Genomic DNA, 14,443 nt, shown 5'->3' on the forward strand with positions numbered 1-14,443 from the left:
GGAGGTAGCTAGGACACCGGCTGGGTGGGGTGACCGAGCCTGGCCGGGGTCTCGTCGTCCATGGTCGCGAAGAATTCGCCGAGCACGCCGACGATCTGATCCACCGAATCCGCGCAGAACAGCACCGGCTGATAGTGCGTGATGTCGTAGGCGATGGTGCCCATCTCCGCGACATCGAGCGGACGCAGCCGAGCGTGCCGGAATTCGTCGATCTCGCCATAGGACGACAGCAGTCCGGCGCCGTAGCAACGGATTTCATCGTTCTCGCGGACCACGCCGAACTCCAGCGAGAACCAGAAGACATCGGCGAGGAATTTCAGCGCGACGTCGGTCTCCAGCCTGGCCACCGCCGCGCCGACCGTCTCGTACAGTGCCGCGAAACGCGGGCTGGCGATCTGATTGGCGTGGCCGATGATCTCGTGGATCGCATCGGGTTCCGGGGTGTAGAGCGGGGCGGAGTGGTGGCGGATGTACTGGGTCGAGTGAAAGGTGCGCTCGGCGAAGGAACCGAAGAACTCACGCAGCGGAACCAAGCCCGCGGCGGGCACGTACCGGAAGCCGGTGAGCGGGCTGAGCAGCCGCGATACCTCGTCGAGCTGCGGGATGTGATCGTGCGGAAGGGCGAGGGCGTCGGCAGCTTGCCTGACCTCACGACAGGCGTAGACCTCGTGTTTGCGGGCCAGCTCCGCCGAGGCGATCCGCCACACCTGCTGTTCGTCGTCGGTGTAGTCGATGTGCGGTGCGGGAGTGCCGGGGGAGTGGTCGAGTGCCAGTGCGGCGATGGCGTTACGGCGTGCGCGGTAGTGCTCGTCGTGCACGCCGGGGTGGTCATCGCTCAGATGCACTGTCACGTCGCCGTCACGCTCGCGCGTCACCGGCGAGTAGAGCTGGGCCTCGGTGAACATGACTCCAGGCAATCACCGCATTCCCGTCGCGACAACAACCTCGCCGACAACTGCGCAAACTGCACAGTTGCAGGGTTGGTCGCGGTCGGATTCCGGCGGTGAACTGTGTTTTCTGTGTGCTTGCTGACTGCTGCCGACCGCCGCTGTGCGGACTTGCGAACGCGTGGTTTCGGTAACGACGCGGTGAATTAGCGGACGCGCCGAGCAGCCATCACGCAAGATTGCGTTCGTAAGAAGAGGAGGTTGTGTGCGCACCCTGCGAATAGATCTCGATCAGCGCCTGCTGGCCGCTGCCGCCGACATCATGGGCACCGCCGACAGCAATGCGACCGTCAACGAGGCGCTGCGCCGCATCGTGGTGCACGAACGTCAGCTACGCAATTTGGAACGGTTGATGGCTGATTCGGTTTTCAGCGCGGAGCCCACCTAGTGGGGTAGGTCCAGGTTCGGGGTTGCGTCACCGACGTGTGGCCGAGGGGTAGCCCGAATCTGTCGGTACCCCCTGCGATTATCGGAGTCAGTCACCGATCCGCAGGGGGATACGATGTCGGTTCCGATCGCGAGTTTGCCTGTCGCCCAACGCCCGCGTGAGCGATTGCTCATGCTCGGCCCACATGCGCTCAGCGACGGCGAACTACTGGCATTGCTGCTCGGCCAGGGCACTCGCGGCCAGTCCGCGCTGGAAGTCGCCGCCCAATTGATCGGCGACTACGGCGGTTTGGCGGAACTGGCTTCCGCTCGCCCCGAAGAACTGGCCGCCCGCGCGGGCATCGGCCCGGCCAAAGCCGCCACCGTCGTCGCCGCCTTCCACCTCGGCACCCGCTCCCGCACACCCACCGATTCGCTACCTCAGCTCAGCACCCCCGAGGACATCGCGGCCGTGGCGATCCCACTGTTCGCGGGTGCCCGCGTAGAGCGCCTCCTCGTCCTCATCTGCGACACCCAAAACCGCCTGCGCCACCGTGCTTTCGTCGCCGAAGGCGCCATCGACCACGTAGCCGTCCCCGTCAGGGAAATCCTCAACACCGTCCTCCGCCACGACGGCCGAGCCTTCGCCGTTGTCCACAACCACCCCTCCGGCGACCCGACACCCAGCCCCGACGACCGCCGCGCCAGCACCCTGCTTCACCAAGCCGCCCGCACAGTAGGTCTGCGCTACCTCGACCACATCGTCATCGGAGGCGAAATCTGGTCCACCGCGCCACCTTTCGCGTGACCGATGGCGTTGCCTTCAGGCCGGTAGCAACCCGGTGTTCTCAGTCGGCGAAACCGGTGGTGCGAGCCAGGTCAGAGAGCATGGCATCGAACATGATCTCCGGGTCCGCCAGGGGGATCGGATAGTTGCCGAACACCTCGAGGGTGACGTGGCCGAACAGGCGAGCCCAGATCTGCACCATCAGGTACGTGACACCCAGGTCCAGCTTTTCGGCGGGGAACTTCTGGCCGGACTCCGAGAGCATGGCGAGCAGGTCGGTCTGGAAGCCGATGAGGTCGTCGCGCAGCGCGGCCGGGATGGACTCGCCCGGTGGGGTGGCGATCTCGAAGTTCGCCAGTAGCCTGCCCGCGGCGGCGAGGAAGATCCGGCCGAAGGGTTCGTCGAAGCGGCGCATCATCGACCGTTCCGAGCTGGGCGAGGCGAACACCAGGGTGAACTCCCTTGGATTCGCCAGCGCCCAGTGCCGGAAACCCCGGCAGATGGCCAGGAACTGCACCGCGCCGTCGTCGGGCAGCGGCTCGATCTCGGTCGAGAGGAACTCGGCGAGATCGGCGCAGAATTCCACCCGCATCCGCTCGATCAGCTCATCGCGCGAGGAATAGTGCCGATACAGCGCCGGCGCGGTGACGCCGAGTTCGCGCGCGATCGCCCGCAGGGTGACCGCGTCGGCGCCCTGCTCGGCCAGCAGCGCGCGCGTGACCCGCCGGATATCGGCATCGGTCACCACCGGCGCGCGGCCACGTACCTTGCCTGTCACCCGGCCATCCCCTCGATCACGTGTCGGTTCAAGCGTATTCGACCTCCCAGCGCTTGATGCCGTTGAGCCAGCCGCTGCGCAGGCGCACCGGGTCGGCGACCTGGCGCAGATTCGGCATCGCGTCGGCAATGGCATTGAACATCAGGTCGATCTCCAGGCGGGCCAGATTCGCGCCGACGCAGTAGTGCGTGCCGGTGCCGCCGAAGCCGACGTGCGGGTTGGGGTCGCGCAGGATGTCGAACCGGAACGGGTCGGCGAAGGCCGTTTCATCGAAATTGGCCGAGCTGTAGAACAATCCGATCCGCTGGCCCTGCTTGATCTGCTGCCCGCCGAGTTCGAGGTCGCGCGTCGCGGTGCGCTGGAAGGCGGTCACCGGCGTTGCCCAGCGCACGATCTCGTCGGGTGCGGTGCGCGGGCGCTGCTCCTTGTAGAGCTCCCACTGATCCGGGTTGTCCACGAAGGCTTTCATGCCGTGGGTGATCGAATTGCGGGTGGTCTCGTTGCCGGCGACCGCGAGCAGGATGACGAAGAACGCGAACTCGTCGGAGCCGAGGTGCTCGCCGTCGATGTCGGCGTTCACCAGTTGGGTGACGATGTCGGCCGCCGGACAGCCGCGGCGCTGTTCGGCCATGTTCCATGCGTAGCCCATCACCTCGGCGGTCGCGGTGTGGTGGTTGCCCTCGAACTCCGGATCGTCGTAGGAGATCATCTGGTTCGTCCAGTCGAAGATCTTGCGGCGGTCCTCCTGGGGGACGCCGAGCAGTTCGGCGATCGCCTGCAGCGGCAACTCGACGGCCACCTGCTCGACGAAGTCGCCGCGACCGGATTTCTTGGCCTCCCACACGATCCGCTCGGCCCGCTCGGTGAGCGCGGCCCGCAGGTTCTCCACCGCGCGCGGGGTGAACCCCTTCGACACGATCCGCCGGATCTTGGTGTGCTGCGGCGGATCCAGGTTCAGCATCAGCATGTTGCCGAGCATGTCGATCTGCTCGCGCGTGGTCTCCTCGTTGAACCGGATGATCGCCGTGTTCTCGTGCGAGGAGAAGTCCTCCGGATTCTTCGAGATCTCCTTGATGTCGGCCAGCTTGGACACCACCCAGTACCCGCCGTCGTCGAACCCGCTGGCGCGGTCGGGCTGCGCGCACCACCAGACCGGCGCGGTCCGCCGCAACTCGGCGAACTCTTCGATCGGCAAACGGCTGGCGAGCAGGTCGGGATCGGTGAAATCGAACCCCGCGGGAAGGTTTGTGCTGGTCACAGCTATCTCCTTTGGTCCGGTGCGTCAACGTCGCAACGTGACGTGGAACACGTTCATGAAGATGAAACCATGCCGAGCCTGTTTGTGAACAGTGTTTAGTAATACCCGTTTACAAAGGGGGTCGGTCTCTTGCGGCCGGGTGGCGAGGGGGTGGGATCTCCCGATTCGCCGACCGTCACCGCCTGTGCGTGGGCAAGATGGCGGCGTGGACTTGCCGTTTCTGCGTGCGAACCCGCACCTGCTGCCGACGTTTCTCGCCCATCAGCGGCTGCGGACTACGCCTGTCGCGGGTGGGTCGATCAGTGTCGCCGAGCGGATCGTGCTCGATGACGGGACCCATCTGTTCCTGAAGACCTGGCCGGGCGGGGTATCCGCCGTCCCGACCGCCGAGCCCGTGCCCGCTCCGCCAGGGCTTTTCGAAGCCGAAGCGGACGGGCTTCGATGGTTGCGGGCGGCCGGTGGGGTCGCGGTGCCGCAGCTGTATGCCCAGACCGGCGAACTGTTGTTGATGCAGTGGGTCGACCACGCCGAACCGACCGCCGTTGCCGCCGAACGGTTCGGTGCCGGATTGGCCGTCACCCACGATGCGGGCGCCCCCGAATTCGGCGCTGCCACCGAGGGTTTCCTCGCCGGACTGCCCCTGGACAACACTCCCGGCGAGGACTGGCCGACCTGGTACCGCGAACACCGAATCCTGCCGTACCTGAAACTCGCCGTCGACGCGGGCGCCCTCGACCCCGCCGACGCCACCCACCTCGAATCAATTCACATCGAAGCCCCCACCGAACCCCCCGCCCGAATCCACGGCGACCTCTGGCCGGGAAACATCCTCTGGGGCCCAGCCGACACCCCTTGGCTGATCGACCCCGCCGCCCACGGAGGCCACCGCGAAACCGACCTGGCCACGCTCTCCCTCTTCGGCGGTGCGCCCTACCTTCCCCGAATCATCGCCGCCTATAACGAAGTTCAGCCCCTCGCCCCCGACTGGCAGACCCGCATTCCCCTCCACCAACTCCACCTCTTACTGGTCCACGCCATCCTCTTCGGCCGTTCCTATCGAACCGCCGTCTTGGACGCCGCAGCCCCCTATCGCTAGTTCGTCTCGCTGGGGAACGGCCGAGGCCGCCACCATCGTTCAGTGGTGACGGCCTCATGGGATCGGTATTCAGACCGTCGACGGTTCCCGTCGCGGCGCCACGGGCAGGGCGCGAGACGCCGAACGGGTCGCCCATACGGCGAACCCGATGTACAGCACCTGTTCCGGGATTCGCTGCCACAGCGGCGATGCGGGCTCTCCCGCGAAGGGAACGTCGTTGAGGGCCGCGTAGATGTTGGCGGGCAGCAGCAGGAGGAACAGGGGGACCAGGGCCCAGCCTGCGAGCCGGCGGGTACGGGTCAGGATCAGGCCGAGCGCGGCGAGTAGTTCCAGAACGCCGCTGGCCAGAACCATGAAGCCGGGGAACGGGACGAAGGGCGGGATCATGGCGACCATGTCGGCGTAGTTGGGCATCACGGTGACGCTCGCGGGCATGAAGTGCGCGGTTCCCGTCATCACCAGCATGACGGCCAGTGCGTGGGCGGCGCTGACGGACCACGAGGCGAACCGGGTCACGCCGAGTGCTCCGAGCGTGCGGAAGACGACGAGCGAGCCGACGAGAGCGATGAGGGTGATCATAAGTACTCCCAGAATGGATACTGACACTATCTACTATGGATAGTAACACTATCCACCCTCTCGTCATTCCCCGCAAGTCCCCACGAACGACAAAGGCCGCCCGCACCTTTCGGTGTAGACGGCCTGCGCCGAGCGGGAAAGATCAGCGGGTGAAGAGCAGGGCTCGCTTGACTTCCTGGATCGCCTTGGTGACCTCGATGCCGCGGGGGCACGCGTCGGTGCAGTTGAAGGTGGTGCGGCAGCGCCAGACACCCTCGACGTCGTTGAGGATGTCGAGGCGCTCGCGGGCGCCTTCGTTGCACGTTTCGTGGCCCGTGGAACCGGGCGCGGAAGAACTGGCTTACGCTCCGCCCCTGATGTCGAGCACCCAGATCGTATCGTTTGTGGGGTAGCCTCGCTCAATTGCGCGTGGCGTCACCGATGATGTCGGTGTCGAGTATATGTCGCTGGTCATGCCGTTGCGGGGTCGCTGATCGTCAAATGCGTATATGACCTCTTTGTTCTTCATAAAGACGTGCATTGTGGATTCAGTGCTGCGCGAACGGTTTTTCCATTCGATGTCACTGACGCCGATAATGCTATTGATACGTTCGGATGAAGAATCCCCAGTGAAGCTATACAGCCGATCCCAGTCGCCGACGGGAATACCTGTGCTTTGGACGATATCGCCCAGCCGGGCACTGTTATGTGAGGCGAGTAATTGGGAAAATGGGCCGTCCCAACCCGCAGGTTCTGCGGCGATCTCGACCGAGTCGCTCGAGCTTATCGCATTGCATCCTGGCAAGGTTGCAGCGCTGACTGTCAGTAGGAGTACGGAAATGGCTTTCCATCGATAAATTGACATGGCGTCTATGACCTCTGCTCCGTGTTCACGAATTTGGCCTATCCGGCGAAGGTTGACTATTCGGCAAAGGTGTTCCAGGTAAGAATATTGGGTTCTGATCGAAGTCCGAAGAAACGACCGAAGCGCCCGGTTTTACATCTCTGGTCCAAGCCAGGTTCTGGTCTTGGTCAATGAGGACGGTGTCGCCGCCGTCGACAGCCTGCTGTACCAATTCCCGCATCTCGGCGGAGCTTGCCTGCGGGTTTTCCGCGCCTATGCGACGTCCGACTTCGTTATTGTGCAGGTCCATGGCTTCGCGCACCGCCGCGTTATCTGCTCGCCCTTCGTGTTTAGTGGCGTATTCCTGAGTCCATTCTGGCCCGAATTCCTGTGTCAACATCGCGTTCCAGTAGGTATGTCGATATGCATCTACATGACTGTCCTGGGTGGGGATGTTGGGGTAGGCCTCTTCAGCTGCCTTCGACGCTTCGTCGGATAGAACGAGAAAGCGTGCTTGGTCTGCGAGGCTAAGGCTGTTGAGCATATCAGCTTCGCTCTGTGTAACTTCTTTTGGTTCAACGTCGATTTTTCCTAGCGATATAACCTCGAGGCCTTCGAGGCTCGCAGCTAATGCGCCGTCCGGCCACTTTGTCATACCGGCGGGATCGACGCCCGTCTGCTGACTGAATTTGATCTCATCGAGCTCGGCGTTGGGTGGGATCGGAACCTCAGCAAAGATGTTGTTGATCGCAGTTCGGGAGTCTTCTGCCGCCTGGGCTGCGTTGATAAGACTTGTCTTCACCGAAATTTCATGCTGTCGAGCCAACTTCTTTGCTATCGCGAGCGCGGTAGTTAGATTCTGCTTTTCCTCGTGGATCAACCATGCCATAAGTTCTTCGGAATAGTCGACGGAACCATCTTCGCTCACTTTTAGTTTCAATTCCTCGGCAGCGGATATTGCATCGACGGCCGCCGCCTTTGCAAATCCGAGAATTTGCGCAATGGAACGTGTGGCTTTGTGTGAGTCTTCGAATGCTCCGATTACTTTCGAGAGGGAAGTTCGCGCTTCGTCACTCTTGGTCCGCATCGCATCACCCGCGGGCCCCCTCCAGAATCCGGGTGAATCGGACATCTGCGTGGCGATGGTCGAATGCTCGGCAGTAATCAATTGGGTGCTGGTCGCCCACTCGTCTGCCTGGCTGATCAGGGCTGCGAACGACCAGCTCTTGATTTGCGACACAGTCGGCGGGGTCGAGGTCATCGTGGGCCATTTTCAAGGTTCTCGAACTCAGTTACCTGACGTTGTTGCTGGGCTTGATACTCGGCCACACTGTGCGTCGCGGCATTGTTTATTTCCACAAGCTGCCCCCCTACGCCACGAATGCTCGCGCTACCACGCCACCCGGCTTTCATATACGTATGACCGAGTCCGGATCCTGGAAGGGCGGTTTCGATCGCTGCAATGAAGCCGCTGGTAGGTACTCTGCTGAGCGCGTCCTGCGATGCGGCAAGTGCTCCGATCATTCCGTTGATTCCATCAGCGTCGACATATAGGTCGGACAAGCTGCAATCCTCTCCCCGGTGGACGGGTTGATACGCTAGCACAACTGTATCGATGACTGGGGAGGCGGTTTAAGCTCGATGAGGTCTGATGTTGATCCGATCAGTGGACGGATGGAAGCGGTCCATCGAGCGTTGATGACCGACCGTGCAGGCGCTGGGCGACATGGTGTTTCCGTAGAGGTTTCCGCGGACGGCACGCTCGAGTCGCTTCGTATCGCCGAATCCGTGACCCCGTATGGCAAGGAGCTAGCCGCGCTGATCGTGCAGCTCACCAAAGAGGCACTGGTCGAGGCCAGACAGAATGTTCGCGAGCGCATGGCGGAATTGAAGGCTGATCCCCGACTGGATGATGTACTGGAATCTATCGCCCTGGCAACCGAACGGCCATTGGCTCCTCAGCCGCTCGAGCAAGCGCGGTCGGTTGATCTCGATGACGACCTGACAGAGGAAGAGCTTATCGAAATGAACGAACGGCGAAATCAGTCGTACTTTCGCTAGACGACAAGGTCGACAGCGCGCAAATGCCAGGGGCCGCTCGCATCTCGGATGCGGGCGGCCCGTGACGTAACGCGGGAAGATCAGCGGGTGAAGAGCAGGGCTCGCTTGACTTCCTGGATCGCCTTGGTGACCTCGATGCCGCGGGGGCACGCGTCGGTGCAGTTGAAGGTGGTGCGGCAGCGCCAGACACCTTCGACGTCGTTGAGGATGTCGAGGCGCTCGCGGGCGCCTTCGTCACGGCTGTCGAAGATGAAGCGGTGGGCGTTCACGATCGCGGCCGGGCCGAAGTAGCTGCCGTCGGTCCAGTAGACGGGGCACGACGTGGTGCAGCAGGCGCACAGGATGCACTTGGTGGTGTCGTCGAAGCGGGCGCGGTCGGCCTGGCTCTGGATCTGCTCGCGGGTCGGCTCGTTACCCGAGGTCATCAGGTAGGGCTTCACGGCGCGGAACGCGTCGAAGAACGGCTCCATGTCGACCACGAGGTCCTTCTCCACGGGCAGGCCGCGGATCGGCTCGACGGTCATGGTGAGGGTCTTGTCGCCCTTGGGCAGCATGTCCTTCATCAGCACCTTGCAGGCCAGCCGGTTCACACCGTTGATCCGCATGGCATCCGAACCACACACACCGTGGGCGCAGGAGCGCCGGAAGGTGAGCGTGCCGTCCAGGTAGGACTTGATGTAGATCAGCACGTTGAGGAAACGGTCGGTCGGCAGGACCGGCACCTGGAACGAATCCCAGTGCGCGCCCTTGTCGTCTTCGGTGCTGAACCGGGCGATCTTGACGGTGACCATGACCGAGCCCTCCGGCACCGGCGCCGGCTTCTGCTTGGCGGTATCGACTGCAGCAGTCATCAGTACTTACGCTCCATCGGCTCGTAGCGGGTCTGCACCACCGGCTTGAAGTCGAGGCGGATCTCGGAGATGAGCTCCGGCCCCTCCTTGTACGCCATCGTGTGCCGCATGAAGTTCGTGTCGTCGCGGTCCGGGTAGTCCTCGCGGGCGTGGCCACCACGCGATTCCTTGCGGTTGAGCGCGCCGACGACGGTGACCTCGGCCAGCTCGAGCAGGAATCCCAGCTCGACGGCCTCGAGCAGGTCGCTGTTGTAGCGCTTGCCCTTGTCCTGCACCGTGATCCGGGTGTAGCGCTCCTTGAGCGTGTGGATGTCGGTGAGGACCTTCTTGAGGGTTTCCTCGGTGCGGAACACGCCCGCGTTGGCATCCATCGTGGCCTGCAGCTCGGTGCGGATGTCGGCCACGCGCTCGTTGCCGTGATCGGACAGGATCAGCTCGAGCCAGTCCATCACCATCTGCGACGGGTTCTCCGGCATCTCGGTGAACTCGGTGCGGTTGGCGTACTCGGCGGCCGCGATGCCGGCGCGACGGCCGAACACGTTGATGTCGAGCAGCGAGTTGGTGCCCAGACGGTTCGCGCCGTGCACCGACACGCACGCGCACTCACCGGCGGCATACAGGCCGGGGACCACGTCGGTGTTGTTGCGCAGCACCTCGCCACGGATCTTGGTCGGGATACCGCCCATGACGTAGTGGCAGGTCGGCATGACCGGCACCAGTTCGGTCACCGGGTCCACGCCGAGGTAGGTGCGCGCGAACTCGGTGATGTCGGGCAGCTTCTCCTCGAGCACGTCGGCGCCGAGGTGGGTCACGTCGATGTAGACGTAGTCCTTGTTCGGACCGGCGCCACGGCCCTCGGCCACCTCGAGCACCATCGAGCGGGCGACGATGTCACGCGGCGCGAGGTCCTTGATGGTGGGGGCGTAGCGCTCCATGAAGCGCTCACCGGAGGCGTTGCGCAGGATGCCACCCTCACCACGGACCGCCTCGGAGATGAGGATGCCCAGGCCCGCGAGGCCTGTCGGGTGGAACTGGTGGAACTCCATGTCCTCGAGCGGCAGGCCCTTGCGGAACACGATCGCCATGCCGTCACCGGTCAGCGTGTGCGCGTTCGAGGTGGTCTTGTACATCCGGCCCGAGCCGCCGGTGGCGAACACGATCGACTTCGCGTGGAAGATGTGGATGTCGCCGGTGGACAGCTCGTAGGCGACGACGCCGGTGGCGACGGGGCCACGATCGGACTCGGTCATCACCAGGTCGAGCACGTAGAACTCGTTGTAGAACTCGACGTCGTGCTTGACGCAGTTCTGGTAGAGCGTCTGCAGGATCATGTGACCGGTGCGGTCGGCGGCATAACACGCGCGACGCACGGGCGCCTTGCCGTGGTCACGGGTGTGGCCACCGAAACGACGCTGGTCGATCTTGCCCTCGGGCGTGCGGTTGAACGGCAGGCCCATCTTCTCCAGGTCCATGACCGCGTCGATGGCCTCTTTGGCCATGATCTCCGCGGCGTCCTGGTCGACGAGGTAGTCGCCACCCTTGACGGTGTCGAAGGTGTGCCATTCCCAGTTGTCTTCTTCGACATTGGCCAGCGCGGCGCACATGCCACCCTGGGCCGCGCCGGTGTGGCTGCGGGTCGGGTACAGCTTGGTCAGGACCGCGGTGCGAGCGCGCGGACCGGCCTCGATCGCCGCGCGCATGCCCGCGCCACCGGCGCCGACGATGACCACGTCGTAGCGATGCTCCTGAATCGGACGGGATTCACTCATGCGAGGTGGCCTGTTCCTAACCTGTGATGTTGGGGTCGAAGGTGAAGATGACGTACGTGCCGACGCTCACGATCACGACCATCGAAACCGCCAGGATGACCTTGAGCCAGAACCGGGTGGAGTCCTTGCGGGAGTAGTCGTCGATGATCACGCGCAGGCCGTTGCCGCCGTGCAGCTGCGCCAGCCAGAGCATGGACAGGTCCCAGAACTGCCAGAACGGGCTGGACCAGCGACCGGCCACGAACGCGAAGTTCAGGCGGTTCACGCCACCGTCGATCATCAGCATGATGAACATGTGGCCGAGCACCAGCACGATCAGGAACAGGCCGGAGATGCGCATGAACAGCCATGCGTACTTCTCGAAGTTGCCGTTCGACTTGCCACGCGGCGAGCGGGGGGAGTCGAGGCTGGCCGGGCGATCGTAGGACTTGCCGAGGACAGGTGCAGACATATCAGTGCTCCGTCAGCAGGTAGAAGAACTGGCGGCCGACGCCGGCGGCGGAGACCAGAACCCAGATGGCGAGAACAATCCACAGCATCTGCTTCTGGTATCGCGGACCCTGGGACCAGAAGTCGACCAGAATGACCCGGACGCCGTTGAGGGCGTGGAACAGGACGGCGACGACGAGGCCCATCTCCATCAACGCCACGACGGGGTTCTTGTAGAGCGCGATGGAATGGTCGTAGGTGTCCGGGTTGACCCGGACCAGTGCCGTGTCCAGCACGTGTACGAAGAGGAAGAAGAACAGCGTGACACCGGTGATCCGGTGCAGCGCCCAGGACCACATGCCGGGGTCGCCGCGGTACAGCGTCTTCCGCTTCGGCTGGGCCGGAGCCGGAGCTTCTATCGTGGTCATAGAGTGCGGTGCCTCCAACGTCGTTGATGGACCCGGTCACAGATCCGACGCCGGCATGCGTGGAGAGGCAAATGCCCAGGTGGCTGCGCTGTATTCTCGAGCGCTGGCCCGCCGCCGGGAACCTGAACCGATCTTCGGTGAACTCTAATCCCCTCTGTTTCGCGGAACTAATTCGGCGTGCCGTGCGTTGCGCGTAAAACAGGCGAGTTAGGTTTACCTTTCCCATTGCCGGATACTGGTGTTCCGGCCCCTGTTTCCCGGTGTTCGGCGGGATCAGCTGGAGGTTTCCGATGCCCGAAATCGACTGGAATACGTTGCATGACATGGCAATTCGCGCTATGGGGTCGGCGTATGCCCCGTACTCGGGTTTCCCGGTCGGCGCCGCTGCTCTCAGCGCGGATGGCCGAATTGTGAGCGGATGCAATGTGGAAAATGTCTCATATGGGCTAACCCTGTGTGCCGAATGTGTACTCGTCGGTAACTTATTCGCGTCGGGTGGCGGGCGTCTCATCGCCGTATCGGTGACCGATTCCCGGGGTGAAATCCTGATGCCGTGTGGGCGTTGCCGACAGCTGCTGTTCGAACACGGCGGGGGCGAACTACTGGTGGATCACCCCGAGGGCCCGAAGCCGCTGTCGGAGCTACTGCCTTATGCCTTCGGGCCGGATGATCTGGCAGTCGGCCGGGCTGGCGAAGGCACGTAACCACTGATTTAGTGGGCACATGGGTAACTCGTCGGGAACGAACGAACGCTCCACCCACTTGCTGCCGGTCGCCAATGCGAGCCTGCCTGCGCCTGAGTCTGGCCCGAAGGCGCGGGGAGGCGGATTAGATGCGGTTTCGGTCATTACTACCAAGCGCGACGGCGGGGAGCTGTCCGACGCACAGATCGACTGGGTGGTGGATGCGTTCACCCGGGGGGTCGTGGCCGACGAGCAGATGTCGGCGCTGGCCATGGCGATCGTGTGGCGGGGGATGACCCGGCGCGAGACCGCGCGGTGGACGGCGGCGATGATCGGGTCGGGCAGCCGGATGGACTTCACCGATCTGCCGCGGCCGACCGTCGACAAGCATTCGACCGGTGGGGTCGGCGACAAGATCACCCTCCCGCTGGCTCCGCTGGTGGCCGCGTGTGGAGCGGCGGTGCCGCAGTTGTCCGGCCGCGGGCTCGGGCACACCGGCGGGACATTGGACAAACTCGAGTCGATCCCCGGCTGGCAGGCCGACGTGACTGTCCCCCGAATGCGCGAGATCCTGGCCGATCCGGCGATCGGAGCGGTGATCTGCGCCGCGGGTGCCGATCTCGCCCCCGCCGACAAGCGGCTCTACGCGCTGCGCGATGTGACCGGCACCGTCGAGTCGATCCCGTTGATCGCCAGTTCGATCATGAGCAAGAAGATCGCCGAGGGAACAGCGGCGCTGGTCCTCGATGTGAAGGTCGGATCGGGGGCCTTCCTCAAGACCCTCGACGGTGCTCGCGAACTCGCCACCGCGATGGTCGAACTCGGGCGCGATGCGGGCGTGAAGACCGTCGCGCTGCTCACTGCGATGGATACCCCGCTCGGGCGGACCGCGGGTAATGCGATGGAAGTCGCCGAGTCGGTGGAGGTTCTCGCCGGCGGGGGCCCAGCGGATGTGGTCGAGCTGACGTTGACGCTGGCGCGGGAGATGGTCGCGCAGGCCGGGCTGCACATCGATCCCGCCGACGTGCTCGCCAACGGTCGGGCCATGGATCACTGGCGCGCGATGATCCAGGCGCAGGGTGGAGATCCCGATGCGCCGTTGCCGACCGCCAGGCACACCGAGATCGTCCGCGCCGAGTCCGCCGGTGTGCTCACCCGGCTCGACGCCATGGGTATCGGCATCGCCGCGTGGCGGCTCGGCGCCGGTCGTACTCGCCAGGGTGAGCGGGTGCAGGCGGGGGCGGGTATCGAGATGCACGCCAAACCGGGAGATGCCGTGGTGGCCGGTCAGCCGCTGCTCACCCTGCACACCGATACGCCGGATGCCTTCGCCGGAGCGCTGGCTGCTCTCTCGGACGCGGTGGCTGTCGAAGCTGGATCCGAGGCGAAGCCCGGGGAACTGGTCCTCGGCAGGATCGGGTGACCTGGGGTTTGGTGGGCATGGAAGGGATTTCCTGGGTTCGGTAGTCCCAGGCAGGTTTGACGCTGTGTTTATCGGCGCGCTGGCGCGCGCGTGTCCGCGGCCCTGAGGGGCCGCCGGTTAGACGCCGTTGCTTGCTCCTTCGTCGCGTACGCACCGGCGTCTAAC

The 14,443-nt window shown here is 64.1% G+C and carries 17 protein-coding genes and 1 pseudogene; 7 read left to right on the forward strand and 11 right to left on the reverse strand.

All coding sequences use genetic code 11. The features are described 5' to 3' along the window. Positions 1–8 precede the first annotated feature (8 nt). Positions 9–905 (reverse strand): phenylalanine 4-monooxygenase, encoded by an 897-nt coding sequence (locus ACFWPK_RS32900; RefSeq protein ID WP_378922491.1) that lies wholly within the window; start codon positions 903–905, stop codon positions 9–11. A gap of 247 nt (positions 906–1,152) precedes the next feature. Here ACFWPK_RS32900 and ACFWPK_RS32905 point away from each other — a divergent pair, with 247 nt between their 5' ends. Both ACFWPK_RS32905 and ACFWPK_RS32910 read left to right on the forward strand, forming a co-directional pair. Then, the gene (locus tag ACFWPK_RS32905) at positions 1,153–1,335 is read left to right on the forward strand and encodes a type II toxin-antitoxin system VapB family antitoxin (RefSeq protein ID WP_378922493.1); all 183 of its coding nucleotides are present in this window, start codon (positions 1,153–1,155) and stop codon (positions 1,333–1,335) included. A gap of 114 nt (positions 1,336–1,449) precedes the next feature. Beyond that, positions 1,450–2,121, forward strand: coding sequence for a RadC family protein (locus tag ACFWPK_RS32910; RefSeq protein ID WP_378922495.1), 672 nt, complete (start codon positions 1,450–1,452; stop codon positions 2,119–2,121). Between the two features lie 40 nt (positions 2,122–2,161). Here the strand turns inward: ACFWPK_RS32910 and ACFWPK_RS32915 are convergent, their stop codons facing one another. Together ACFWPK_RS32915 and ACFWPK_RS32920 are read right to left on the reverse strand one after the other, a co-directional pair. Then, the gene (locus ACFWPK_RS32915; RefSeq protein WP_378922497.1) at positions 2,162–2,878 is read right to left on the reverse strand and encodes a TetR/AcrR family transcriptional regulator; all 717 of its coding nucleotides are present in this window, start codon (positions 2,876–2,878) and stop codon (positions 2,162–2,164) included. Between the two features lie 28 nt (positions 2,879–2,906). Beyond that, complete coding sequence (locus ACFWPK_RS32920) at positions 2,907–4,136, reverse strand: cytochrome P450 (protein WP_378922499.1); 1,230 nt, start codon at positions 4,134–4,136, stop codon at positions 2,907–2,909. A gap of 205 nt (positions 4,137–4,341) precedes the next feature. On the opposite strand from ACFWPK_RS32920, the gene ACFWPK_RS32925 reads away from it, so the two are divergent. Together ACFWPK_RS32925 and ACFWPK_RS32930 are read left to right on the forward strand one after the other, a co-directional pair. Continuing rightward, positions 4,342–5,232 carry a fructosamine kinase family protein gene (locus tag ACFWPK_RS32925; protein WP_378922501.1) on the forward strand — a complete coding sequence of 297 codons (891 nt, stop codon included), beginning with the start codon at positions 4,342–4,344 and terminating at the stop codon, positions 5,230–5,232. A gap of 148 nt (positions 5,233–5,380) precedes the next feature. Then, positions 5,381–5,464: a CxxxxCH/CxxCH domain-containing protein gene (locus ACFWPK_RS32930; RefSeq protein ID WP_378922524.1), complete on the forward strand. Its 84-nt coding sequence runs from the start codon at positions 5,381–5,383 to the stop codon at positions 5,462–5,464. A 489-nt stretch (positions 5,465–5,953) separates the two neighbouring features. Here ACFWPK_RS32930 and ACFWPK_RS32935 read toward each other — a convergent pair. The 4 genes and pseudogenes from ACFWPK_RS32935 to ACFWPK_RS32950 form a co-directional block, all read right to left on the reverse strand. Next, positions 5,954–6,109, reverse strand: a pseudogene (locus ACFWPK_RS32935) (succinate dehydrogenase iron-sulfur subunit); the annotation flags it as partial. Positions 6,110–6,151: 42 nt separating this feature from the next. After that, entirely contained in the window at positions 6,152–6,655 is a 504-nt protein-coding gene (locus ACFWPK_RS32940) for a hypothetical protein (protein ID WP_378922503.1), read from the reverse strand. A 25-nt stretch (positions 6,656–6,680) separates the two neighbouring features. Further along, complete coding sequence (locus ACFWPK_RS32945) at positions 6,681–7,895, reverse strand: WXG100 family type VII secretion target (RefSeq protein ID WP_378922505.1); 1,215 nt, start codon at positions 7,893–7,895, stop codon at positions 6,681–6,683. Beyond that, positions 7,892–8,197: a hypothetical protein gene (locus ACFWPK_RS32950; protein ID WP_378922507.1), complete on the reverse strand. Its 306-nt coding sequence runs from the start codon at positions 8,195–8,197 to the stop codon at positions 7,892–7,894. Before ACFWPK_RS32950 ends, ACFWPK_RS32945 begins: the two co-directional genes overlap by 4 nt. 135 nt (positions 8,198–8,332) lie before the next feature. On the opposite strand from ACFWPK_RS32950, the gene ACFWPK_RS32955 reads away from it, so the two are divergent. Further along, entirely contained in the window at positions 8,333–8,695 is a 363-nt protein-coding gene (locus ACFWPK_RS32955; RefSeq protein ID WP_378922509.1) for a YbaB/EbfC family nucleoid-associated protein, read from the forward strand. 80 nt (positions 8,696–8,775) lie between these two features. On the opposite strand, the gene ACFWPK_RS32960 is transcribed toward ACFWPK_RS32955, so the two are convergent. From ACFWPK_RS32960 to sdhC, 4 genes are read right to left on the reverse strand one after another with little or no spacing between them, the layout of a single operon-like run. After that, a complete protein-coding gene (locus tag ACFWPK_RS32960; RefSeq protein ID WP_378922511.1) occupies positions 8,776–9,546 on the reverse strand; it encodes a succinate dehydrogenase iron-sulfur subunit in 771 nt (256 codons plus the stop codon). Beyond that, on the reverse strand, positions 9,546–11,315 hold the full coding sequence (gene sdhA / locus ACFWPK_RS32965) for a succinate dehydrogenase flavoprotein subunit (protein WP_378922512.1): 1,770 nt from the start codon (positions 11,313–11,315) through the stop codon (positions 9,546–9,548). The genes ACFWPK_RS32960 and sdhA overlap by 1 nt, the downstream gene beginning before the upstream one ends. Positions 11,316–11,331: 16 nt before the next feature. Beyond that, positions 11,332–11,766 (reverse strand): succinate dehydrogenase hydrophobic membrane anchor subunit, encoded by a 435-nt coding sequence (locus ACFWPK_RS32970; protein ID WP_378922514.1) that lies wholly within the window; start codon positions 11,764–11,766, stop codon positions 11,332–11,334. Between the two features lies 1 nt (position 11,767). After that, positions 11,768–12,172, reverse strand: a complete 405-nt coding sequence (gene sdhC / locus ACFWPK_RS32975; RefSeq protein WP_378922516.1) for a succinate dehydrogenase, cytochrome b556 subunit — start codon at positions 12,170–12,172, stop codon at positions 11,768–11,770. Positions 12,173–12,462: 290 nt separating this feature from the next. On the opposite strand from sdhC, the gene ACFWPK_RS32980 reads away from it, so the two are divergent. Together ACFWPK_RS32980 and ACFWPK_RS32985 are read left to right on the forward strand one after the other, a co-directional pair. Further along, positions 12,463–12,876: a cytidine deaminase gene (locus ACFWPK_RS32980; RefSeq protein ID WP_378922518.1), complete on the forward strand. Its 414-nt coding sequence runs from the start codon at positions 12,463–12,465 to the stop codon at positions 12,874–12,876. A gap of 19 nt (positions 12,877–12,895) precedes the next feature. Continuing rightward, positions 12,896–14,278 (forward strand): thymidine phosphorylase, encoded by a 1,383-nt coding sequence (locus tag ACFWPK_RS32985; protein WP_378922520.1) that lies wholly within the window; start codon positions 12,896–12,898, stop codon positions 14,276–14,278. The last annotated feature ends 165 nt before the right edge of the window (positions 14,279–14,443 follow it).

Source organism: Nocardia sp. NPDC058519 (assembly GCF_042719755.1).
Classification (GTDB): domain Bacteria; phylum Actinomycetota; class Actinomycetes; order Mycobacteriales; family Mycobacteriaceae; genus Nocardia.